Origin of the sequence: Bacteroides sp. LFL-34 (assembly GCF_027257075.1) — a bacterium.
Lineage (GTDB): Bacteria > Bacteroidota > Bacteroidia > Bacteroidales > Bacteroidaceae > Bacteroides > Bacteroides ovatus.
The window spans coordinates 115,907-138,100 of the sequence record NZ_JAPQKZ010000013.1 but is presented as its reverse complement, the minus strand read 5'-3'; the positions used below and the strand labels follow the sequence as shown (position 1 = coordinate 138,100).

16 protein-coding genes are annotated in these 22,194 nt (G+C 41.5%); 1 reads left to right on the top strand and 15 read right to left on the bottom strand.

Annotation, left to right across the window (positions count from 1 at the left end):
• Nucleotides 1-195 precede the first annotated feature (195 nt).
• Genes N5O98_RS10185 through N5O98_RS10170 form a run of 4 tightly spaced genes read right to left on the bottom strand, consistent with a single transcriptional unit; the run spans nt 196 to nt 7,837 of the window.
• A complete protein-coding gene (locus tag N5O98_RS10185) occupies nt 196-1,134 on the bottom strand; it encodes a glycerophosphodiester phosphodiesterase family protein (RefSeq protein ID WP_004309597.1) in 939 nt (312 codons plus the stop codon).
• 13 nt (nt 1,135-1,147) lie between these two features.
• On the bottom strand, nt 1,148-2,029 hold the full coding sequence (locus N5O98_RS10180; RefSeq protein ID WP_004309598.1) for a PL29 family lyase N-terminal domain-containing protein: 882 nt from the start codon (nt 2,027-2,029) through the stop codon (nt 1,148-1,150).
• Nucleotides 2,030-2,041: 12 nt separating this feature from the next.
• Complete coding sequence (locus N5O98_RS10175) at nt 2,042-4,462, bottom strand: PL29 family lyase N-terminal domain-containing protein (protein WP_225483921.1); 2,421 nt, start codon at nt 4,460-4,462, stop codon at nt 2,042-2,044.
• Between the two features lie 30 nt (nt 4,463-4,492).
• The gene (locus tag N5O98_RS10170; protein WP_022198910.1) at nt 4,493-7,837 is read right to left on the bottom strand and encodes a PL29 family lyase N-terminal domain-containing protein; all 3,345 of its coding nucleotides are present in this window, start codon (nt 7,835-7,837) and stop codon (nt 4,493-4,495) included.
• A gap of 302 nt (nt 7,838-8,139) precedes the next feature.
• On the opposite strand from N5O98_RS10170, the gene N5O98_RS10165 reads away from it, so the two are divergent.
• Entirely contained in the window at nt 8,140-8,727 is a 588-nt protein-coding gene (locus tag N5O98_RS10165; protein WP_004309601.1) for an RNA polymerase sigma-70 factor, read from the top strand.
• A 108-nt stretch (nt 8,728-8,835) separates the two neighbouring features.
• On the opposite strand, the gene N5O98_RS10160 is transcribed toward N5O98_RS10165, so the two are convergent.
• The 11 genes from N5O98_RS10160 to N5O98_RS10110 all read right to left on the bottom strand — a co-directional run bounded on the left by N5O98_RS10160 (nt 8,836) and on the right by N5O98_RS10110 (nt 22,180).
• Nucleotides 8,836-10,179 carry a Gfo/Idh/MocA family oxidoreductase gene (locus N5O98_RS10160; protein ID WP_022199333.1) on the bottom strand — a complete coding sequence of 448 codons (1,344 nt, stop codon included), beginning with the start codon at nt 10,177-10,179 and terminating at the stop codon, nt 8,836-8,838.
• An 87-nt stretch (nt 10,180-10,266) separates the two neighbouring features.
• On the bottom strand, nt 10,267-10,506 hold the full coding sequence (locus N5O98_RS10155) for a hypothetical protein (protein ID WP_004309603.1): 240 nt from the start codon (nt 10,504-10,506) through the stop codon (nt 10,267-10,269).
• Between the two features lie 3 nt (nt 10,507-10,509).
• On the bottom strand, nt 10,510-11,835 hold the full coding sequence (locus N5O98_RS10150; RefSeq protein ID WP_022199332.1) for a Gfo/Idh/MocA family protein: 1,326 nt from the start codon (nt 11,833-11,835) through the stop codon (nt 10,510-10,512).
• Between the two features lies 1 nt (nt 11,836).
• A complete protein-coding gene (locus N5O98_RS10145; protein ID WP_118161197.1) occupies nt 11,837-12,607 on the bottom strand; it encodes an FAD:protein FMN transferase in 771 nt (256 codons plus the stop codon).
• Between the two features lie 51 nt (nt 12,608-12,658).
• Nucleotides 12,659-14,068, bottom strand: a complete 1,410-nt coding sequence (locus tag N5O98_RS10140; protein WP_022199330.1) for a putative oxidoreductase C-terminal domain-containing protein — start codon at nt 14,066-14,068, stop codon at nt 12,659-12,661.
• 4 nt (nt 14,069-14,072) lie between these two features.
• Nucleotides 14,073-15,077: a Gfo/Idh/MocA family protein gene (locus N5O98_RS10135; RefSeq protein ID WP_008649456.1), complete on the bottom strand. Its 1,005-nt coding sequence runs from the start codon at nt 15,075-15,077 to the stop codon at nt 14,073-14,075.
• A gap of 6 nt (nt 15,078-15,083) precedes the next feature.
• The gene (locus N5O98_RS10130; RefSeq protein ID WP_004305159.1) at nt 15,084-15,875 is read right to left on the bottom strand and encodes a glucosamine-6-phosphate deaminase; all 792 of its coding nucleotides are present in this window, start codon (nt 15,873-15,875) and stop codon (nt 15,084-15,086) included.
• The gene (gene nagA / locus N5O98_RS10125; protein ID WP_004305156.1) at nt 15,856-17,043 is read right to left on the bottom strand and encodes an N-acetylglucosamine-6-phosphate deacetylase; all 1,188 of its coding nucleotides are present in this window, start codon (nt 17,041-17,043) and stop codon (nt 15,856-15,858) included. Before nagA ends, N5O98_RS10130 begins: the two co-directional genes overlap by 20 nt.
• 17 nt (nt 17,044-17,060) lie before the next feature.
• Nucleotides 17,061-18,377, bottom strand: a complete 1,317-nt coding sequence (locus N5O98_RS10120; RefSeq protein WP_004305154.1) for a sugar MFS transporter — start codon at nt 18,375-18,377, stop codon at nt 17,061-17,063.
• A 6-nt stretch (nt 18,378-18,383) separates the two neighbouring features.
• Nucleotides 18,384-20,588: a beta-glucosidase family protein gene (locus N5O98_RS10115; RefSeq protein WP_022199329.1), complete on the bottom strand. Its 2,205-nt coding sequence runs from the start codon at nt 20,586-20,588 to the stop codon at nt 18,384-18,386.
• Between the two features lie 23 nt (nt 20,589-20,611).
• Nucleotides 20,612-22,180, bottom strand: coding sequence for a glycosyl hydrolase (locus N5O98_RS10110; protein WP_022199328.1), 1,569 nt, complete (start codon nt 22,178-22,180; stop codon nt 20,612-20,614).
• Nucleotides 22,181-22,194 lie beyond the last annotated feature (14 nt).

The following is a 22,194-nucleotide window of genomic DNA, read 5'->3' as shown; positions in this document are numbered from 1 at the left end:
TTTTTTTTCTTTATCTGTGAGTATATTATGTTGATTATTTCTGAATAAGATATTCTATTGGGGATAGATTCGTATTCTTAATCTGATCTCATATTCATAAGCACTTGTTTTTATTTAATATAGTGAAGTCAGAAGGAGCAATATAAAATTTCTCATGTTTCTTTATCTGATAAATAGAGTAATAACTTCGAGAGGCTAATCGTGGCGTCCGATTTTCTTCAGGTAGCTGATTAATAACTCTGGTCGGTCCGTTTGTATGATGGATGTACCGAAATCTAGCACCTTTTGGTAAACTTCTGCCCCGTGTTCAAAAGCGTAGTCATCGTATATACCAGCTTCTTCACCTCCGCAGAGCGAGGCCCAAAGGGTGTTTACCCAGATTTTGGAACCTTGGGCAAGGATATCCTTCATACATTTTCTTACTTCCGGAGTTTCTTGTTGCCAGCATACTTCATAAGCCAAAGGGACGATTTTTTTGTCCATATATTGGCGGAATAATTCCTGTCCGCTTGGTTTGTTAATATCAATAATGGGCATGTACATCATAGCGTGCTTATACTTCTTTGCCTGTGCATCTACAAAATCTACCGGTTTTTTGCCTTTAATCAGGATTTGTTCTGTGACTCCCAGTTCTTCTGTAATAGCCATCACTAAATCATAATATTGATACCCTTGGTCTATATTAACCACTATACGGTCTTTGCAAACAGCCAATGCTTCTTTTAAAGTCGGCATCTTGTATTTGGTAGGGCAGTTATGTCCAGTTTTCAGGAAACAGTTTTTGATATAATCGTAAGTTACGTCGCTGACTCTGCCTTTTCCTGTAGTAGTCCGGTCAATGGTACCGTCGTGGCAGAGGACAAGTACACTGTCGGCTGTTAGCTTCAGATCCAGTTCCATAACATCAACTCCCATTCGGATAATTGATTCAATGGCGGGGATCGAGTTTTCCGGGTAATCTCTCCAGTCTCCCCGGTGAGACACTACTACTACATAGTCTGTTTTCGGGTTGTGGATGGCTTCTACTATCTTTTGCGCATTTGTCTTGCCCGAAGTGACAGGAGTGGCTGCAAAAGTGCTTAGAGTCAGCAAGAGCAGAAGTCCGGCGAATAAAATTCTTTTTTTCATATTCATATCATTTTAAGGATTAATTCTTTTTGAATAAAAGAGGGCGAAGCACAAGATGTTGAAGATCGTAGGCTGTGATGATGACATGGCCTTCGTCAAAATCATTCTCGAATGTCACTGTAAGAGTATGAGTCTCTTTGTCGAGTGTTGCTTTAACGTTTACTGCCTGAGCAATAGTAATTATCGCGTCTCCTGCTGATGTTCCCGTCACTTCATATTCAATTTTCAGAGGACTGGCAAGGTCAGTCACCTTGGTAACCGCTTCAGCTTTCAACTTGAGATTCAGTGAATTGAATACTTCCAATGTAAGGGTTTCTCCGTTACCCAATGTGATATTGAGATATCCATCGTCAGTTTTGGATATATTCTTAAAAATGGCAGTCGCGTCGGTGGTAGCTGTAATAGGAGTGCCTTTGCTATCTTTAAGGACTTCACCGTTGACTGTCCAGTAACCGTCGGCGTTTACCCCCATTTCGGGGGTATAGCCGCAGACTGGGACTTTTTTCCCGGCATCATCAGTGAGCCAGTTTGTTTCATTGTCAATGGTTGTAGTCCAATAATACAATTGGTCATCATCGCTGAGGCGTACACCTAGTATCGGAGCTTCTATTACATCTTCCTGGGTTGCTACGACGACTGCTTTTTCTTCATTATTGCTATCTTTGTAGGTAATGACATATTGTCCATCCGAGTTCCGGGTAACGGAGGTGATAACATTTCCTTCCGTCAGATAGCTCAGCTTTGAAATATCTTCGTTGAGTTTATTCGCTTTTGTTTGAAGAGCAGTTATTCGCTCTTTGAAATCATTGAGCTTATTCTGAATCGCGGAGTCGTCATAATCCCCACAACTGGTTAGCAGGAGGGAAAGAAGCAACGAACAGAAAAAATATATTCTTTTCATATCTTGTGTCTTTTAGAAATTAATACTGGGATCGAAATTCTGGTTTGCATGGCAGAATGCATTCTCGTTGGTGGCATCCGGTGCAGAAGTGGGATCGTCCTTATACTTGCTGTAATCACCGACATAACCTCCGCATACACAAGCTTTGCAATTAGTCCAGGTTGCAGTAGAAGCACCCGAATAACCACATAACCACCCCGGACCATGTCTGTTGGTTCCATTTCCTTCGGTAAATACATCTCCCAGAACAGCCCCTTTGTTTACACAGCCGATAATCTGTATGTTGGAGTGACCGATGATACCTCCGGTGCGGACACTTAGGTGAGTCATGACATTTCCATAATTTGTGCAGGACTCTACTGTACATTCTGGTTTCGTTTTCAGGTCATCCGTACCTCCCACAATTCCACCCATACGTTTGTAATTGTAGGTTATGCTCGCTTCTTTACCTTCGAATTGTCCTACCTTATCATCTTCGATGGTTCCTCTATTGTCGCAGTTGTAAATGTTGCCATACATCAGTGTTGCTACAATTCCGCCTGTTCTTCCACTCGGACAACTAATATCACCATAGTTAGTACAGTAATTCAGTTTGCCACCTTCTGCTTTAGCCATGAAGGCGCAGATTCCGGCAGTCTGCATGCCCGTACCTCCATTGCCTGTATTACTGATGTGTCCTGTGCGGACAAATCCTCTGTTGGCACAACCTTGTGCTTTGGATTCTCCTCCGATCGTCGTATTTATAATAGCACCTACCAGACCGGAAAGTGCGTTAAATTCTCCAGATTTATTATCGGCTGTGAAGTCGATATTATAATAGTTAGTACAGCCCTCTATTACTGAATTTTTGGCGAAGCAAACAAGAGGAGCGATAACAGTATATTTAGGTGCTGTTCCGCTCATGATCCAAATAGTAGTGGTACCAGCATCTCCTAAAGCCAAATTCTTGACCGTTGCGTTTTCTATTGAACCGAACAGGCCGTATGCCAGCCCTCCGTTCGTTATATCTGCACTGCAATTCAGATTCTTGATGGCGTAACCTTGTCCGTTGAAGGTTCCGGTAAACGGATGTACGGAAACGTAAGGTTCGGCAGTTGTATAGTTGGAAGCATCTATGTCGCCTATCGGTGTCCAGCTGGTCACGGATGACATATCAATGTCATTCAGCAAAACTACTTCTCCGGCATCATTCTGCCAACGGGAAGTATTTGTTCCATTATTAACGGCTTTCGCAAAGTTAACCAAATCAGTGGCCGTACTGATTCCTCCCTTAGCTTCCACTTCTTTTGCTTCCTGTATCACATCAATGCTTGAAGAAATATTATACAGCGAGTTGGAGAATGTTATTTTTCCGGTACGTTCGTCGCCTGTTTCATTGGCCAGAATGGTGAAAGCGTGTGTGGTTGTAACCAGTGCGCGGGTCCCGTTGTAGGTGATCCACTCATTTTCTGTATTGACTTGATAGGATATGTTCGCAGATATTTGCATCTCAATATTCATTTGTGTACCTTTAAGTTGGATAGGTCCTACATGACCTTGATATATTGGTTCGTCCAGAATAGCAGTACCATATGTGAAGTATATCGGTTTCAATACGGTATTATTACCAGCACTTGCCAGTAACAGGATATTCCCTTCAGTTGCCCCTTCTTTCATGGTGGCGATAAGGGTGGAAGAGATCTTGTCTATTTTGACTTCCATATTGTAGGCAGTAAACAAGTCTACATATGCATTTTCCGACTGTGTACCATATATTTCGTATGGGATACTTACGGGAGTGGTATAGTCTGTTACTGCGTTGTATACCGGACTGTTGAAGCGGATGCTGAGTGCTTCCTGCAAACTCATCCGCAATTCCTGGCCGTCTGCCAGAATAAATACGGCTTCTCCTGTTTTATCATCGATATAGGCTGATTTGAATAACATATTACTTAAATCATTAGCCAATACACCGGTACTACTACCGTTCACACTCCAGTAACCATTCTCGTTTATTTTAACGTCAGGCATCGTTCCGCCAATCGGGAATTTCTTTCCGTCACCGTCAAGGATGAATGTGTAAGTCTTCCCCTTATCAGTAGTCTGTGCCCAGTAGAATTTACCGTCACTATCTTGCTTTGCTGTGATGATTGGGAATTTGATAACATCTCCTTGGGTGGCGATGGTAACGGTGTGGGTTTCCCCACCACCGTCGCTGTAAGATATTATGTAGTTACCATCAGCATCCTGACTGATTAAAGTGATAAACGAACTTCCGAGCACTTTGGACAGTGAGGCCATTTGTGCAGTCAATGTTTCGGTTTGAGCTTCATAATCTCCAATCGTTTTTTCTATTTCGTTGAGGTCCTGCCAAATTCGTTCGTCGTCGTAAGAACTACAACTTCCTAGAAAGCAGGCAGATATAAATAATGATATACTTATAAACTTTTTCATATATTCAGTGATTAACATTCGTTTGATTCATTATTCAAGTACTCTGACATGCAGATAGTTCATGCAGCTTCTTTCACCATTCGCATCCGACACATGATTGATTACATTTCCGATACCATTTTCATAGGTCCACATTACCGTAGAACCTCCTCCATCGAAACGGATTACATCATATAACCCCAACTTTTTGCAGACACGATAAGCTTCATAAAAATCAAGTCCTCTGTCGTTATCTGTTCTTCCGTCTACACAGAATATAATTACCTTCGATTTATCTTGTGTCATTCCAAGATTAGTAGTCGGGTTGATTGTCTCTGCATCTTCTTTCTTGGGAGGAGCGGAGTATATACCATTGTATACGTAGCGATACATGCTGGAATTATGTACTTTAATCGGATCGGTAGAACTACCTATTTTAAGTTCGGCACTAATTTGTACTTTATCTCCTGTTTTCAGACTTTGAGCCAGTTCATTGGCTTTGTCACCTGTCACTTGCAATACCCATTCATTTTTATCTATTACGTATGGAGCTTCTACAGTAGTGCTTCGCCCGTCAATGATTTGGGTAATTGTAGCTTCAAAATCACCGGAATTAACCTTCAATGGTTGGTTATTTTTGCCTATGATAAACAAAGCTTTGGTTCCTATTGGGTTGGTCAACCCCGGATGAGGCTCTTTCACATATCTGAAAGTATATAAATTTGCATCGTATGATGGCTTGCCATTCAAGCGGACAATGGTGTCATTGACTGAATAATATTCATATTCTTTGGTTCCGACTTTCAATTTACCAGTAAAGTCTCTCTTTTCGAAACTGATGGAACGGTTATCAAAGAAGGTGAATCCCCAGACATGATTGGTCAAAGTGGAACGCACATACGGATTATTGACGAATACAGGTTCTCCTTCTTCAATATGCATTCCTCTGGGGAAGCCGTCGTGAGAATTGAAAAAGCCGGTATTGATACCTACGACGATATTTCTTCCTTCTCCTCTTCGTCTGACACAAGTCTCTGACAATGTTTCGCGAAGAATTTTACCATTATTAGAGTTGTTGTTACCATTAGGATTCGGGCAGATCTCATCTGCCATGACTGTTTCGAACGTCACTTTCGGATTGTTCATATCAATCTCGATAGCATAGATATTCTGATTGAAATTGGTGAAAGAATAGTGTTTGTATACGATACCCGATGCCAATTCGCGGTCTTCGGTCACCTGCCAGTCATAGTATGCTTCATCCTGATTAGAGAAGTTATTAGCTTCTTTGGAGAAAGCTCCGTGGCGGACGGCATTGCTGTAAGTGGCAACCGGAGCATCTTCCGGATTGTTCTTGTAAACACTGTAATCTCCGATTTTGCCTCCGATGTGGCAGTCTGTGATATAGTCTGTGCCAGTTTTTGTACCGCTATAGCCACAAGCCCATCCGGCTCCATGTTTGTTGGCTCCGTCTGCGGTTGCATCCGACAGAATGATTCCGTTGTTTGTACATGATTGAACAAATCCGGCGTTGTGTCCGACGAATCCGCCTGCACGACTTCCATTTTGAGAGTAGACGTTTCCGTTGTTAATACAATTCTTGAGGTATTTATCTGTGTTGATTCCCCCTGCAAGTCCTCCGATACGTTTCACATTATATCGTTTGGAGTTTGAGGCAAATACATCGTTCACGTCATCCTGAATAAGTCCTTCGTTAGTGCTGTTTTCAATCGTTCCTTCCTGTAAAGTTCCTACGATTCCTCCGCCACGTCCGGAAGGTGCACTGATATTTCCTTTGTTGATTGCATATCCGATATAGGCTTCATCAATTTCTATATATCCCGCAATTCCTCCTTGGTTGAAAGCGGAATAGGCCCCGGAGCCCGTGTTGACAATATTGCCGCAAGTCAGGTTGCCTTCATTTATACAGCCATTTGTTTGTGTTGTGTCGCCTATTTTATTTCCATACAGTACACCAGCCAAACCTCCCATTCGAACACCGATATTAGCGGCGTTTGTTCCTTCAAAGGATAAGTTTATTTTATTGGTGCATGCCAGTATGCTTCCTTCACAATAGCCTACCAATCCGCCAATAGCTGCCCCTTGCGGAGCTTTACCTGTAATGGTGGCATTACCGGAAACCACTAAATTTCTGATAATTCCCGAACTGCCGAGTGAATTAAATAATCCGTGGGCGATATTGCCGTCTTCAAGATTATACGTACAAGTTAGGTTGTTAATTGAATGTCCTTTACCGTCAAATACCCCGTTGAAGGTTTGCTCGCCGATTGTATAAACTACTTTTGTATTAGCACTGGTAGTATTACTTGTAACTTTACTTCCTACACCGCTCGTCAGTGTAATATCTTTCATATCGATATCATTCAGTAGGATTACGTTTCCTTCTGTGTCTTTGAATTTACGTAAACTACCTCCATTCGTGACCGCATCTATAAATGCTTTAAAGTCTGTTGCAGTAGCAATGCCTCCGTTTTCGACGATTGGTAGAGTAAAGCGTACCGGCTTGATTAATACATTATCTTCAGTATCATAGAGCATAATCATGGTTACTCCCTCTTCAAAATCATCGGTAAAGGTAACAGCCAGTGTTTTATTGCTGCTATTCAACTTGACTTCTACTCCATCGTCGCTACGTGTGATGAGCACCAGTGTTTGTGCTGCCTTTTTCCCGATAATATTATAATTTAAGGTAAGGCTTTTCGTTCCTTCCTCTATAATAATAGGAGAAATGGCAGGTTGACCTGCATTTTTAAATTCTACATTAAATAGCGTAAAGGTACTGACCGATAGAATTTCTCCGTTGCCTAGTGTTATTGAGGCAGTTCCGTTATCGTTCATTTCCACTTTAGTAATCAGTGAAGCCGTTTTACCTTCGGCCTTAATCGGCTTTTGGTTACTGTCGAGAATCTGCTGGCCATTGATAACCCAATATCCATTCTCATCCACTCGTATTTGAGGAGCGCTACCCGATACTGGGATTTTTTGTTTGTTGGTATCCAACAGGAAAGTTGTTTGTCCTTTGGTGGTAGTAGTCCAGTAATAAGTTCCGGCTTCTTCTTGTATTCCGATAATCGGACTGGAAACCATTTGATCGGTGGTAGCGATGGTGAAGCTATGCTCTACATTGTCACTTCCTTTATAAGAAATGACATAACCGCCATTAGCAGCTTCTGTGACAGAGGTGATTGCTCCTCCTTTCACAATTTGGCTCAACGCATTCGCTTGTAGTTGCAAACTGTTTAGCTTCTCTTTCAGTTGATCGAGATCTTTGTAGATTCCATCAATGTCCTTCCAGGCAGCCGAGTCATCATAGTCATCGGTGCAACTGCCAATCACAGGCATGAGTAGCAAGAATAAAAGTAGAAAATTTCTCATGTTTTTTAAATAATTTGATTCAATGGTTAATAGCGCGCTATTTATAACTCGTTTCTATAATGAAGAACACATCACTTGGAGGGGGTACGTAATCGGATTTGAACTTTTTTTTTTAATCATCACTATTTTCAATAAGACTTGAATTTTTCATATTAATTTCATGGTTTTGTCATCAGAAGCATACTATTTCCTGTTTACTCCTCCCTTACATATTACAATATGATGTGATTTTAAATAGGGTTTGGTATATCTTCTATATTATTTATAGCTTTGTTGCCTAGAAATCTTTTTCGGAATAAACGATGAATAAAACTGATTTATCTTCTGTTACTGAAGAACAACTGTTGTTACGGCAGTTGAGAGAAGGGGATATGGGGAGCTATGAGACCCTTTTTCATCGTTATTATCCCACCTTTTTTGCTTTTGCCAGAGGTATGCTGAAGGATGCAGGGGCAGCAGAAGATATTATCCAGAATGTATTTATGAAGATCTGGATACATCGTGAAGCTTTGGATGAAACGATGTCAATCAAGAACTATATTTATGTACTTTCCAAACGGGAGGTTTTCAATTATCTTCGGGCCAAATACAATACCCATGTTGTGTTAACGGAAGACATGATGACATTGGAGCAATCTTCAAGTACGGATGAGCCAACTACAGACTATCGTGAATTGCGTGAAGCAGTACAAAGTGTGATTGATACGATGCCGCCTAAACGTAGGAGTGTGTTTTGTCTTAGCCGTTTCAAATCCCTGACTAACCAAGAGATTGCTGATAAACTCGGTATTTCTATTCGTACCGTTGAGAAGCATATAGAATTGGCTCTTCGCACTTTTAAAGAACAGTTGGGGAGTTTCTTTGCTCTTTTTGTGGGGTGGTTCCTTTGAATGAGGCTGTAGCGACTGCAGGGGGGCTACTTGTATAACAGAAAGAGATATGGTATTTGAACACCATATCTCTAAATAACTTATTAAAAGTGAGAGGAATAAGCTGAATTAAACTCGTATTTCCCATCCTTTTTCATACTCTCTTCCCCAGAGCTTATTAGCCTCCAAATCGTTGAGAATACGGCCGCTTCCCGGATCGATTTGTAATGAATGACCGACGCGCTGAGCGATATTACCCAATTGTACTAGCTGGGTACTGATACAGGCATCTACAATTCCGGAGTTTAACTTAGTACCTTTGCGGATAGCATCAAACCAGTTCCGGAAGTGGAAAGAGTCCAGCTTTTCTGAAGGATTCAGGAGATTTCCGGTTTCAAACTTCAAATCACTCTTTACCTCCTTGATCGTTTTGCCTTTGATATCTGCTATCTTATATTCGTTACCACCACCAATAAAAAGAGTGCCCGTATCTCCATAGAATGCAGTACCGACTCCATATCCGTCTACCGGCATCGTATTGCAACTACGTCCCTCCCAGGAGAAAGATGCTTCGTCGCCAAACTGGAAAGTGATAAGCTGTGTATCCGGCGTCTGCCAATCATCCTGAAAACGATAACGTCCTCCGATTGAATCTACTTTGGTTGGATAATCCACACCTAGTCCCCAGCGAAGCATGTCGACAAAGTGAGTACCGTTATTTAAAGCTTCTCCAGTTCCCCAGTTCCAGAACCAGTGCCAGTTGTAATGAATGAAGTTATCCTTGAAATCGGGTACACGAGGGGCAGGGCCTTGCCACAAATCCCAGTCCAGATAATCCGGTACGGGAATGACTTTACCTGTTCCGATAGAAGGACGGTTGTTGACATACCATGATTTGGCATATCTCACTTTTCCGATGGTGCCGGACTTGATTTCCTCCATCGCTTTGATTACATTCGGGAATGATCTGCGTTGATTGCCAACCTGAACGATTCGATTGTATTTTAAAGTGGCTCTAACCAACATTTCATTTTCTGCCGGATTGTGGCTAGTTGGTTTTTCCAGATAAACGTGTTTGCCGGCTTGCATAGCCATAATGGCTGCTTTAGCATGCCAATGGTCCGGAGTGGCGATTACTACTGCCTCAAACTCATTGGATTCTAACATTTTGCGTATGTCTTTTTCTCCTTTAGGAGTCCGTCCGGTCAGTTTGTGAATCGCAGCCTGGCATTTTTCAAGTGCTCTTGAGTCTACATCGCAAATGTAAGTTACTTCACAATCGGGTTGTTTGGCAAATCCTTGCGCGAGAGCACTGCCTCTGGAATTTACGCCAATAACTCCGATACGTATTTTCTCATTAGCTCCCAGAATATCTTGATATCGGCTGGAACCAAACCCTGGAAGTATGCTTCCTAAAGAAAGTGCAGCTGTACCTGCTACTGTTTTTTTGATGAAATCTCTTCTTGTTGTCATAGTATCTATTTTTCTCCAAAATTAGGTTGTTATTAGGATATGTGAATGAGTATTTCCGCCAATTCTCCCTCAAAAAACGTAAATTTCTTATTTTTTTCTTCGGAAAAGACGGATCAGGACGCTAAGAATTCCCCGGGGAATCCATAGGATGAAATAAATGAAAATGCTGATGACAATCACATATCCGATTTGAGAAATTACTTCGATCCATGGTCGGGAATAGACAATGATTGCAATAACATTGACGATAAACGCAAGTATGAAACTTAGAAGATAGATATTTCTTTCTCGTTTCAGCTTTTGGGATGTGATGATAATATCTTTCATGGTTTAGAATTTCATATAAGGTATTTTATATTCGTCAGGAAAGAATATGTGGCGTTGTTCTTCCATGGCCTGATTTCCAAGTAAACAAAGAACCGTTGAACAATATGCTTCTTCAACTATATTCTGTGCTTTCTCTCCGGTGATACATGACTGGCAGAAAGAAGACAGGATAATGTCCGAACCGTCTTTGTCTGCTCCGATCATACTCAATCCACTGTTTACGTGGATATCTCCATCAATGATAAAGTGTGGTGTGTACTCCATTTTTGTTTCTGGTCTCCAACTAGGACCTGCTGTCGGGATGGCGGCAAAGACCTTGTCTTTTACCTGGTCAATCAGTTGCCGGATACCCGAAGTTGAATGATCTTCTTCCAAATAATAAATACCTTTTGCCATTTCCACGGTTCCTTTACTTCCCAGAATTTGGTCTTCCATTCCGTTGAACTTATTGGAAATCATTGATTCGTATGCGATCTTAACTCCATCCGAGTATCTGTAAGTGACATTGACGCTATCATAAACTTCTCGTCCGTCTTTCCAGTATACAATGTCACCCATTCCCACAATGGATTCTGGCATTTTTTTGGCTGCCCAGTTACAAACTTCCAACTGATGGCATGCTAATTCCGTCATTAATCCTCCGGAGCTCTCTTTGTATAATCTCCAGTTAATCTTGCGTTCCAGCTCTGGTGAAGGAACCGGACGACGCCAGTCTGCATTACGGAACCAGTGACAGCGAAGACCTACCACATCTCCGATGAGACCGGAATGGATCATCTGCATTCCCTTGATGTACTTCTCGTCATACATTCGCTGCATACAAAAATAGAGAACCTTGTCTGACTGGTTGTAAGTGTCATAGATAGCTTTGCACTCGTCAAGGGTACGTGCCATTGCTTTCTCGCAAAAGACATGTTTGCCGGCAGCTAATGCGTCCAATACAATAGGTGCATGCCAGTTTAGTGGTGTGGATATGATGACTCCATCGATGTCTTTCAATTCCAGTAGTTTGCGGTAATCCGTATATGGCTTTGCATCCGGACAAAGTTCCAATGCTTGTTGAAGATTGGGGGCATAATTATCACATACGGCAACAATTTGTGCATGAGGTATTTCTTTGAGGTTATGGATGTGGTATTGTCCTCTGGACCCGGTACCAATCAAAGCTATTCGTGCTTTCTCATGCTTGATCTCTTGTAGTTTCTCCGGAGTACAGGAAGTCAGCCAAGGAGTGGTCGCCAATAATGCGGTTCCTCCGGCAACGTATCCTAGGCTTTTGATGAATTGTCTGAGTCCTAAGTCTACTCCTTTTTCTTTATGTTCTTTCATATCATAAATTGTATAGGGTTGCTTGTATATTATTGAACTTTTCTGAAATCTTTTTTTGTTCCTGTTCATTGGCAATCATCCAGACCGTACTAAGAACTTCGGCTTCCAACGGGTCGGGGGACAGGATAGAACTTGCTTTTCGTTGTTCATTAAATATGCCTGTAAGCGGATTCATAATGTGTCCGGTATATTGTAACGTATTACCGGAAGTGGATAATGTTGTATCCTGCAGATCGAATTCTTTTAGAAGAGACTGATTGTACGGGTTCAGAAAACTGACTTTCCAACAATCTCCATAAGGATGATGTCCTATACCCAGGATCGAACTGTTTCCAAAATTAGCAAATGCATCACTAATATTCTCCTGTTCAATGAATTTTCTTATTTTCTTCAAAGCATATCCTTTGGCAAAACCTCCAAAATCAAGTGAAATATCAGGAGATGTAAAGGAGATATATGAATGTTCATGAAGTTGTATTTGGGAGAAATCTTTTAATGTAATGTCGAATAAGTGTGAAGTGGTCTCATAATAGTATGAGCAAAGCTGTAAGATTGATTTCATCTCTTTATTGATTTGAATCTTGCTTTGAGAAGCATGATTATTAATCTTGGAAACTTCACTATGAGGATCAAAACGATTTAATATTTTATCCAATCGCTCCAGCTCATAGGCGATATCTGCCCAAAGTGTATTCAATCGGTCGATATCGGAATGAATGAGCAGGATATCGAATCGGGTCCCCATGATATGAGGAATGAAGCCATGAAACATGGCTTCATTTTCATAATATTTGCATCTTGTTTCTAACACCTATTGTTTTGTTTATTTGTTTCCTTTCTTTGCCATTTCTACAGCAGTAGTAGTAATGTAATATTTAGCTAGTGTATTTTCATTTTCCCATTCCGGCATATCCTGATTGTGTACATAATGCAGGAAAGCCTTTGCCACTTTGCTGAAATGTTCTTCGTGTCCTAATCGTTTTTCCTGTGGTATGTCAATCAGATAAGTTCCATTCTTTTTGTTTTTGACAGATAAGAACGGATAAGTTATTTGAAGCTGTTCCACTGTTTTTTGCAATTGAGCTTCAAATGTCCTATTGTCAATGTCCGGTTCTTTCTGTATATATAGCTCTTTTACAAATCCATTTTTTTCATCCTGAACGATTTTTAAAGTGGCTTTACTTCCTTTCTTTATGGAAGTAAATGTATCTCCTCCGTTAGTGGGTGGAGTATAATGCCATGTGACTTTTATTCCTATACAAATCCCTTTAACGGTATAGTTGAGACTTCCGTTTGCCATCACTTCCAATACATCGTTTTTTATGTATCGATTAAGATAAGCGGGAAAAGAATCGACTTGTGTCGATTGACTGAACTCTGCTAATGTAATTGGAGTTGCCCAGTGTTTGGCGGCATTCACGGTGACATCCGATTGATAATGAATCGTTTTATCAGGAAAACATTGCCAGTTGATAAGATCGATCAGATGTGTTGTAACATCTGCAATCCCTTCTCCTTGTTGCTCTACATCATAATACCATGCCGGGCGAATTAATGGCTTGCCAGAAACTGTCTTGAAAAAATGATGCACGCTTTCCATTATGACAGATGGATTGTCCGGTGAACCTTTTTGTAAATCTCCGAATAATTCCGTCTGATGCAAAAGCTCTTTTTCTATGATATTGAGGATATCATAACGTTCCGTCATCAGATCGTATAAAAGAAGATTCTTTTCTTTGGCGAGTTGATAGGCTTCTGTCAATAACTTGAAATCCTGTGGATTGATAGCCAGTGGCTTATCGGCAAGGACATGATATCCGGCTTTGATAGACTCCATGATATAGCGCGTCTTTTTCTGATTGTTTCCGGCCAATACTGCTATATTACCTTTATGATCGGCAAGCATTTTCTGGAGATAATCATCTCCGGTATATACTTGTTTTTTCCATGTCGTAGGAGATTCCGCCCGCTGATTATAAGAATCAATGCTTTCCAGATATTGGTTGACGGCTATTCCTTCGGGGGCATATATCCGGATGGTGTCACTGACATCTGTCAATGTCTCTTTTTGAAGTAGGCTGGCATGGAAATGTCCGGGATCGAGAACCACTACTTCTATTTTACATGAATCATTGGCTTCCGCCTTATTCATAATCTGTTTCTTGGAGAAAGAACATGAAGAAACTATAAATAAGATTGATATAAGCCCGATTCCTTTATATATAAATTTCATTTTCTTATTTATTATAGGTTTTGATTAATTTCCGGGCGTCTTTCCATCCTTTTTGGTAAGCTTCTTCCAATGTGACAATTCTTCCATTCTCTTCTTTACTCATATTGGATGCTTTCATGAAAGTGAATATTTCAATTGTTTCTTCTCTGGAGATAGGAGAGATTCCTGTTTGAAAGTATTTAAGAATCTGTTCAAGAAGCGCTTTATAACCTTGGTAACCTCCTGCGGCTACTGCTCCTTTTGAAGTATAGGCAGTTCCACCATAAATTTGCGGTCCTTTTATAATCGCTCTGAAAGTTCCGATTCTACCATCTTTCCATCGTCCTACTACTACATCCCCTCTATCTGAAGACATCCGGTTGACTGATTCGCATCCTGTTCCCATAATTGTGTATAATGTTTCTACTCCATGAATGCCATAGAAACCGAAATCCGGATGCGTTGGCTCCACTTTGTGAGGAGAATAACAATCGGCTCCAAGGATTTTGCCAAATTCTCCATTTCTTAATTTCTGGTTTTGAGGAGTAAATCTAAGAGCAGAAGAGGAAAAAACAGGTGCATTGTATTTTTCTGCCATTTCATAAATAGCGATTGCATCTCCTAAAGTAGCTCCGACAGGTTTGTCAATATAGCATATCTTACCTGATTTGAATACCTCGACGGCTTGTTCCAAATGTAGTCTGCCGTCATTGGTTTCCAAAAGGACACAGTCTACTTTTTCCAGTAAATCTGCTATTGATGAGGTGATTTCCACGCCATTTGCTTTGACCTTTTCAATGTATCCGGGGATTCGTTCGTAACTGGATTGAATAGTCTTTGAACCGTACGGATACGCTGCTACTACCCTAAAACCTTTGGAAAAGGTCTCATCCGAACCACTATTAATCAATTCGGTGAAAGCGGTGGAATGGGATGTGTCCAGACCAATAATTCCGATCCGCATAACTTTTTGTGCGTGTATACTGAAGCTGATAGCCAGTAGTATAAGAAGTGAGATTCTGTTTTTCATAATCCTTTATAAATTAATTCTTTCTGCACTTTCCGGGTCCAAATATAACGAAGAATTTTCTTTTCTTCGCAATATGCTGGCCGGACATTTTTCTGAAACTTCACCATAAACAGTCTGATAGACTGCTTGAGCTTTATTTTTGAACGGGACGATACAAAACATCCATTCAGCTTTTAGCAAAGCCGGTATCGTGAGTGTTAAAGCTTCTTTGGGTACTAAGTCTAGTGTCTTGAAGCATTTTTCATTGACTTGCTGTTGGCGACATATTGGGTCCAGTTCAACTACTTTCACAAGTTTGGGATCATTAAAGTCTGCTACATCCGGATCATTGAAAGCAATATGCCCATTTTCTCCAATTCCCAAACAAACGATGTCAACCGGATGCTTAGTCAGCAAGTCTGCATATCGCTGACATTCCTCTTCAAGGTTTTCCGCCAGACCATTCAGATAGTTGACTTTCTTGAAAGGAACTTTGTCAAAGATACGAATTCTAAGGAAATGTCCAAAACTTTGTGGGGCTTCCGGATGTATACCGATGTATTCATCCATATGAAAAGCGTTTATTCTGGTCCAGTCGATGCGTTTGTCATGAATCAGATGACTCAAAAACTCATTTTGTGAGGGGGCAGCGGCGAAAATCATATTTATTTCCGGTTTGCTTTCCAATAAGCGACAAATTTGGTCGCCGACTTCTTTTGCGGCTACACTGCCCATCTCTTGAATGGACGGGAAAATTCGAACTGTTAATTGTTCCTGCTGAAAAACTTTGGTCTTAGTTTCATTTAGTATAGATAACATGGCCTTTTAATATTGTATTATTTATATTTATTTGATTATCAAAAATGACTATGTCGGCATCCTTACCGATTTCTAAAGAACCTTTTTCTTTGTCAATATGAAGAATACGGGCGGGCGTCAGGGTCATCATACGGACGGCGTCAATGAGAGGAACACCGGCTAAATATATCATGGTTCGAACCAGTCGGTCGGTTGTTGCAACACTACCGGCAAAAGCTTTCCGATCCGGCATTTTGGCCACTCCGTCTTCGATAATGACTTTCTGACCGTTGTTGAGGCTACCTAATATCGATTCACCGTCCGGCATACCCGCTCCTCTCATGGCATCAGTGCAGAGGGCTGTTTTATCAACTCCTTTGAACTTGTATACGAATTGGAGCAGGGGTTTCGGAAGATGTATGCCATCGGCAATAATCTCCACTGTCATATCTTCAATCAAGTAGGCGGCTTCTACTACTCCGGCATAGCGGAAAGCATTTTTGCGGGTCACTGATGACATGGCCGAATAAAGGTGGGTCACATGTGTATAACCTGCTGTAAAGGCTTTCTCAACTTCTTCATAAATCGCGTCGGTATGAGCGATGGAGGGCAGAATATGATGTTGTTGCAGAGTTTGCCCTAGTGCTAGAGCACCCTCCAACTCTGGAGCTACGCTCCAACGGATAATATCTTTTGAGGCTTCCAGAATGGCATTATATTCTTCTGCTTGCGGCTTTTTCAGGAAGTTCGGGTCTTGCGCACCACATTGTTTCGGTGAAAAGTAAGGTCCTTCCAAATGTAAACCGATAAACTGCGAACCATTGATATTCATTTCTTTGGCTTTCCGATATACGGTAAACGTCGTCATTAACTCCTCGTTAGTGCTAGTAAGTGTGGTGGGAACCATTGCGGTAGTACCATACTTGGCATGTGTCTCGGCCACTCCGAGAAAAGCTTCGATAGTACCATCCATGAAGTCATGTCCTCCTCCTCCATGGATATGCATGTCGATGAATCCTGGTGAAACATAATTCTGACGGGCGTCTATTACCTTGTCACCGACGAGCGGCTGATAGCTTCCATTGGGAATAATCTGCTCAATTTTTCCATTTTCGCATATCAATGTTTGCCCCATTTTTATGCCTGTTGGTAGAATGAGTTTTCCATTTGTTATGATGAGTCTTTCCATATTATTTCGTTTTTAATTTATTTCCAGGAGTCTATTTTATGACCTTTAACTGCAAAGAAAACCAAATATAAAAAACAGGGAATCAATACCCAATAACCGAAACGCAGACTATACATATCTGCCAGATGACCATATATCAGAGGCAGAATGGCATTGCCACATAATCCCATGATAAGAAGAGAGGAACCGGTTTTGGTGAATTTCCCCAGTCCATGAATGGAAAGTGGCCAGATACCTGCGTAGATTAAAGCATTTGGGAAACCCAATGCATTCAGAAAGAAAATGGAGGCATTGGCATGATGACCGAACAGAGTTACTTCAAAATCTGCAAATACAACTCCGAATGAAAGGAGTAATCCGATGATGGTACAACCTATAAGTGCATTTTTTTGTGAAACATATTTGGGTATTAACAGGATTCCTAGGAGGTAACCAATCATAGTACAGGCCAATGTATATGAGGGAAAAGTTTTAGCTTCAAGCAGGTCCATACCCATCGAATTGGCATAATTGATGATTGTATCAATTGCGATAACCTGTGTTCCTACATGAAGAAATATAGCCACTGCTCCTAAGATAAGGTAAGGAAAGTCGAAAATACTTTTTCTGGTGTGATGGTGGCTACCTGTATCTTCCGTGCTGTTTTCTTCGTCTGTATTGATTTCAGGCAGAATGGAGTAACGGATACCGATACCGGTAAGCAGTAAAATAACGCCTAGAACAGCATAAGGCACAATGACGCGTTGTATTAATTCGTCAAGCATAGCGTTCTTTGTGACTATGTCTAAAGTCCCCGATTCTATAGTGGCAAAAAGCTCCTTGTCGGTAACATTTAATATCAATGCAGCAAATATGAGCGGTGAGACGATACCTGCGAATTTATTGCATATTCCCATAATACTGATTCGTCTGGCGGCACTATCAATAGGACCGATAATAGTGACATAAGGATTAGCGGCAGTTTGCAATATGGCTAATCCGGTGCCGATGGAAAACAGACCGGCCAGAAATATCTCGAACTGACGGGCTAATGCTGCCGGAACAAATAAGAAAGCTCCTAAGGCGGTAAGCATAAAACCATACATAATACCTCGCTTGAATCCCACTTTCTTGAGAAGTACTCCCGAGGGGATAGCCATTACAAAGTAGGCGATGTAAAATGCAAAGGCGACAAAATAGGATTCGAAATGTGTCAGTTCACAGGATATGCGGAAGTATGGAATCAGTATGGCATTGACCCACGACACAAATCCGAAGATAAAGAACATCCCTGCCAGAATTGCAATTGATATGTAGTATGTCTTTTTGCTGCTTATAAGGTTATTGTTTCCCATGTGTTTTTATTTTTTCAGTTCGAAATCTTTCTGTAATTTGATGTCCCGTGACGATGCGCCTATTAATACTGTAAACATACCCGGTTCGTCTTTCCAGCGTTTACTTTCGGTATCGTAGTATTGTAAGGCGCGGCGTGGTAACTTGATAGTGACTTGTTTGGATTCATCCGGTTTTAAGCCAACCTTAGTGAACCCTTTTAACTCTTTAAACGGGCGTTCTACAGAACATTTGTTTTGATGCAAATATAACTGTGCAATTTCCTGGCCATATCGTTTTCCCGTGTTAGTAATGGTGAATGATACGGCAAACTCTGTGTCCGATTCTTTCCATACAGATTTCATCTTTATGTCTGAATAAGTAAAAGTGGTATAAGATAATCCATAACCGAATTCAAATTGGGGGACTACACGGTAAGTATCGAAGTAGCGGTAGCCGACCATAAGCCCTTCCTTGAAACGGACGGTGTCGTTTATACCCGGATATTCTCCAAATACGTGATCAGGCATATCTTCCAGACGCTTACACCAGGTAGTAGTCAGTTTTCCCGAAGGATTGACTTCTCCAAACAATGTACGTGCTAGTGCATTTCCTCCTTCCATCCCTAGAAAACTGCCGTGCAGTAATGCCGTAGCATCATTATACCATTCTCCTATCTCGACGGGGCCACCGGAGATTAGTACCACTACAGTGTTGGGATTAACCTCCAGGATACCTTTTAATAATCTGTCCTGTTGGTAGGGAAGCTTTAAATTCGGCTTATCATACCCTTCACAGTCAGAACCATGTTCGTGGGAGGTTCCACCTATATAGATTACCAATTCTGCTTGAGCAGCTGTATTGATTGCTTTCTTATATAACTCTTCATCGAATTTATCAAATTCGTTCGTGAACCAATGACCAACCTTATACGCCTTTTTACTCAATTGATAACCGGGGGCATATTCGATCCGGGCTTTTCCATCTAAAAGATTTTGTAGCCCTTCCAAAGGAGTGACTTCATATTTGGCTTTGAGTTTTGTACTGCCACCTCCTGCTGCAAATACTTCGGTTGCATTTGCGCCAATCACTGCGACATTCTTGTATTGTGCCGGGTCTAGTGGTAGCATATCTTTGGAATTCTTCAATAATACCAATGATTCCTCCGCTATTTCTCTGGCAGCCTTAGTATGGGCAGGTATTGCAAGTTTGGCTGCCATGCCTGTGGTGTCATAAGGAGCTTGTCCTATTAAATCAAGTCGAATCATCAATTTCAGAATATTACGTACTTTTTTGTTGACAGCTTCTTCCGGAATCTCTCCATTACGTACTTTCTTCAATAAAGGATCGGCTAAATAATATTTATTGAAAGCATATTTCCCATTTTCTTTGATGCTTGTTCCCATTTCGACATCCATACCACACAGAGCTGTTCGCTCTGTGTTATGGACTGCATTCCAGTCTGATACGACTAATCCGTCAAATCCTAGTTCATCACGAAGTAAAGTATCAAGAAGATAAGGACTTTCCGTACACCACAACCCTCGAACCTTGTTATATGCCGCCATGGCTGCCATGGCTCCACCTCGTTGTATGGCAGCTTCAAAAGCCGGAAGATAAATTTCGTGTAAGGTGCGTTCGTCTACTTCTACACTCACTTTGTACTGGTTGTATGCCTGGCTATTCAGAGCAAAATGCTTCACACAAGAGGCTACTCCCTGTGACTGTACTCCTTGTATATATGGAACAGCCAGTTCACCGGAGAAGAAAGGATCCTCGCTGAAATATTCCCAATTACGTCCATTGAGTAAGGAACGGTGAATGTTGACTCCCGGAGCCAGACTTACATGCTTACCGCGTGCTTTACATTCAGCTCCAAGAACTTCTCCATATAGCTGTGCCAGATCACGGTTCCAAGTAGATGCTAAGGCGCTTAATGCAGGTAGATAGCTACATGCGTCGTTATCCCATCGGGCGGATTCCCACCCATTGGCTACTCCCTCAAATCTTACTCCGTGAGGTCCGTCGGAGTAGTGCAGGTCGGGGATGCCAAGCCTCGGAACACCGGTACTTGAAAACATCGTGTTACTGTGCAACATTCCAATTTTCTCTTCCAAAGTCATTTGCGATAATAAACTTTCTATCTGTTTATCAGTACTTGCTACTTTATTACCAGTCAGGCAGGAGGAGAATATAATCAGAATCAGCCAGCTATATGGAGTCAGTCTTTTCATACTAGAATACTTGTTGTCTTTGATTATTTTGAGTTATTTTTTCTTGTTTCAATTTCACTGTACACAGCATCCGGGATCAGATCAAGCCAGTAAGGATCCTGGACGAGTTCCTTGTACAGTTCAAGTGCCAGAGGGTCACTTTGCAGACGGCGGTCACCATTCTCTGCATTTTCGTGATTCTCCCATACGACGGCCTTGACACGTGGCTCTTCATCCTTCAGCTTAAACCATTCTCTTACCCATCTCTGGTGGTCGCATGTACTGGAGTATCCTCCTTCACTAATCATGATAGGCTTGTCTGCCGATACCTGCTTGATGCCTTGCATCAGCGTGAGCGGATATCTTCTATCTTCCGGATAAGTAGCACTAAGCGATGGTGGATAACAGCTTACTCCCAGCCAATCTACATACATATCTCCTGGATAATAGTTTTTCATTGCGTTTGCTTCCGTACCCGGCATGCTTACACTGTTGGGTGACCATACGAAGACATTGTAGGCAGTGACACCCAACTGTTCTGCAATGTTATACATACGTCTCCAAGCCTTGACATAGTTTGTGGGATCTCCGTAATACGGAGTCCAGCTTCCATTCATTTCATTGGCTGGTCTGAACCAGATAGGTCCCATGTCACGTACTTTTTGGGCAGCCACTTCGGCGAAGTATGATTTGTGAAAATCGTCGAGTTCGCCATTTGCCATTTGTTGGGTGGGAATGACGGGCAGCCATCCGTAAAGGAAGAATCGGTATTTGCCCTGATAGTTTTTTCCCCAGTATTTCTCACGTACTGTTTGCATTTCGCTGAAATTTCGTCCCGGTTCCATATTCTGATACCATAAGATCATAGATAGTTGCTTTCCCACCAATTTTTCAAATAAGGCAACGGCACACTGGTCAGTACTTCCTTCGCGGTCTTCCGGATCGAATCCGTATAATGGTGGGAATGCTCCATGATAACACCCTTTTTCGGGGACGTACTTCATGTCATTATGAAATTCTCCCATTACCTTGATTTCGTCGATGAGCATCATCGTACTGGTGGAAGCTGAAGATTTGAGAGTCGCTTTCACATATCTGCATGCTACATTACTAAAGTCTGTTTTTCCCCAAGCGTCCGACTTTCCGTTGCTGTCGGAATAGGTAATTGGTGAGGCTGCTTTTTCCCATTGGCTTTTGTCCTTGCTGGTTGATACTTCTATTTGAGTAGGGAATACAATTTGTGATGTCGGATCGGAAATAGCATGTACTGATACTTCTGTGATATTGCGTAATGATCCCAAATCAATTATTACTTCTACAGTTTGTGCATCCCAACCGACTCCTCTGTTTTTAGTCGAGAGGGTACCGGTCTCCTCATCCGTCAGTTTGGTGCCGGATGTCCAGGGATCAAGAGGGGCTTTATCAGCATAGGCACTGTTGGCTACAACATTCATTTTATAGAATTTGCCTGCCGCCACATTAATAATGCTTTGTTCATTTGGATCTTTGGGCTTATTTGGATCAAAAGTAACTTCCCATGATCTCGTTTCTTCTGCATTGCAAGCGTATATGAGTATTGCAACTGCTATTAACCATAAATTTTTTAATTTCATATTTAGTGGTATAT

What these genes read in the sequence shown, in the direction of transcription:
- N5O98_RS10140 (WP_022199330.1), bottom strand. Translation starts at nt 14,068, where the DNA reads ATGAAATTTATATATAAAGGAATCGGGCTTATATCAATCTTATTTATA.
- N5O98_RS10155 (WP_004309603.1), bottom strand. Translation starts at nt 10,506, where the DNA reads ATGAAAGATATTATCATCACATCCCAAAAGCTGAAACGAGAAAGAAAT.
- N5O98_RS10170 (WP_022198910.1), bottom strand. Translation starts at nt 7,837, where the DNA reads ATGAGAAATTTTCTACTTTTATTCTTGCTACTCATGCCTGTGATTGGC.
- N5O98_RS10120 (WP_004305154.1), bottom strand. Translation starts at nt 18,377, where the DNA reads ATGGGAAACAATAACCTTATAAGCAGCAAAAAGACATACTACATATCA.
- N5O98_RS10165 (WP_004309601.1), top strand. Translation starts at nt 8,140, where the DNA reads ATGAATAAAACTGATTTATCTTCTGTTACTGAAGAACAACTGTTGTTA.
- N5O98_RS10115 (WP_022199329.1), bottom strand. Translation starts at nt 20,588, where the DNA reads ATGAAAAGACTGACTCCATATAGCTGGCTGATTCTGATTATATTCTCC.
- N5O98_RS10185 (WP_004309597.1), bottom strand. Translation starts at nt 1,134, where the DNA reads ATGAATATGAAAAAAAGAATTTTATTCGCCGGACTTCTGCTCTTGCTG.
- N5O98_RS10135 (WP_008649456.1), bottom strand. Translation starts at nt 15,077, where the DNA reads ATGAAAAACAGAATCTCACTTCTTATACTACTGGCTATCAGCTTCAGT.
- nagA (WP_004305156.1), bottom strand. Translation starts at nt 17,043, where the DNA reads ATGGAAAGACTCATCATAACAAATGGAAAACTCATTCTACCAACAGGC.
- N5O98_RS10150 (WP_022199332.1), bottom strand. Translation starts at nt 11,835, where the DNA reads ATGAAAGAACATAAAGAAAAAGGAGTAGACTTAGGACTCAGACAATTC.
- N5O98_RS10110 (WP_022199328.1), bottom strand. Translation starts at nt 22,180, where the DNA reads ATGAAATTAAAAAATTTATGGTTAATAGCAGTTGCAATACTCATATAC.
- N5O98_RS10145 (WP_118161197.1), bottom strand. Translation starts at nt 12,607, where the DNA reads ATGTTTCATGGCTTCATTCCTCATATCATGGGGACCCGATTCGATATC.
- N5O98_RS10130 (WP_004305159.1), bottom strand. Translation starts at nt 15,875, where the DNA reads ATGTTATCTATACTAAATGAAACTAAGACCAAAGTTTTTCAGCAGGAA.
- N5O98_RS10180 (WP_004309598.1), bottom strand. Translation starts at nt 2,029, where the DNA reads ATGAAAAGAATATATTTTTTCTGTTCGTTGCTTCTTTCCCTCCTGCTA.
- N5O98_RS10175 (WP_225483921.1), bottom strand. Translation starts at nt 4,462, where the DNA reads ATGAAAAAGTTTATAAGTATATCATTATTTATATCTGCCTGCTTTCTA.
- N5O98_RS10160 (WP_022199333.1), bottom strand. Translation starts at nt 10,179, where the DNA reads ATGACAACAAGAAGAGATTTCATCAAAAAAACAGTAGCAGGTACAGCT.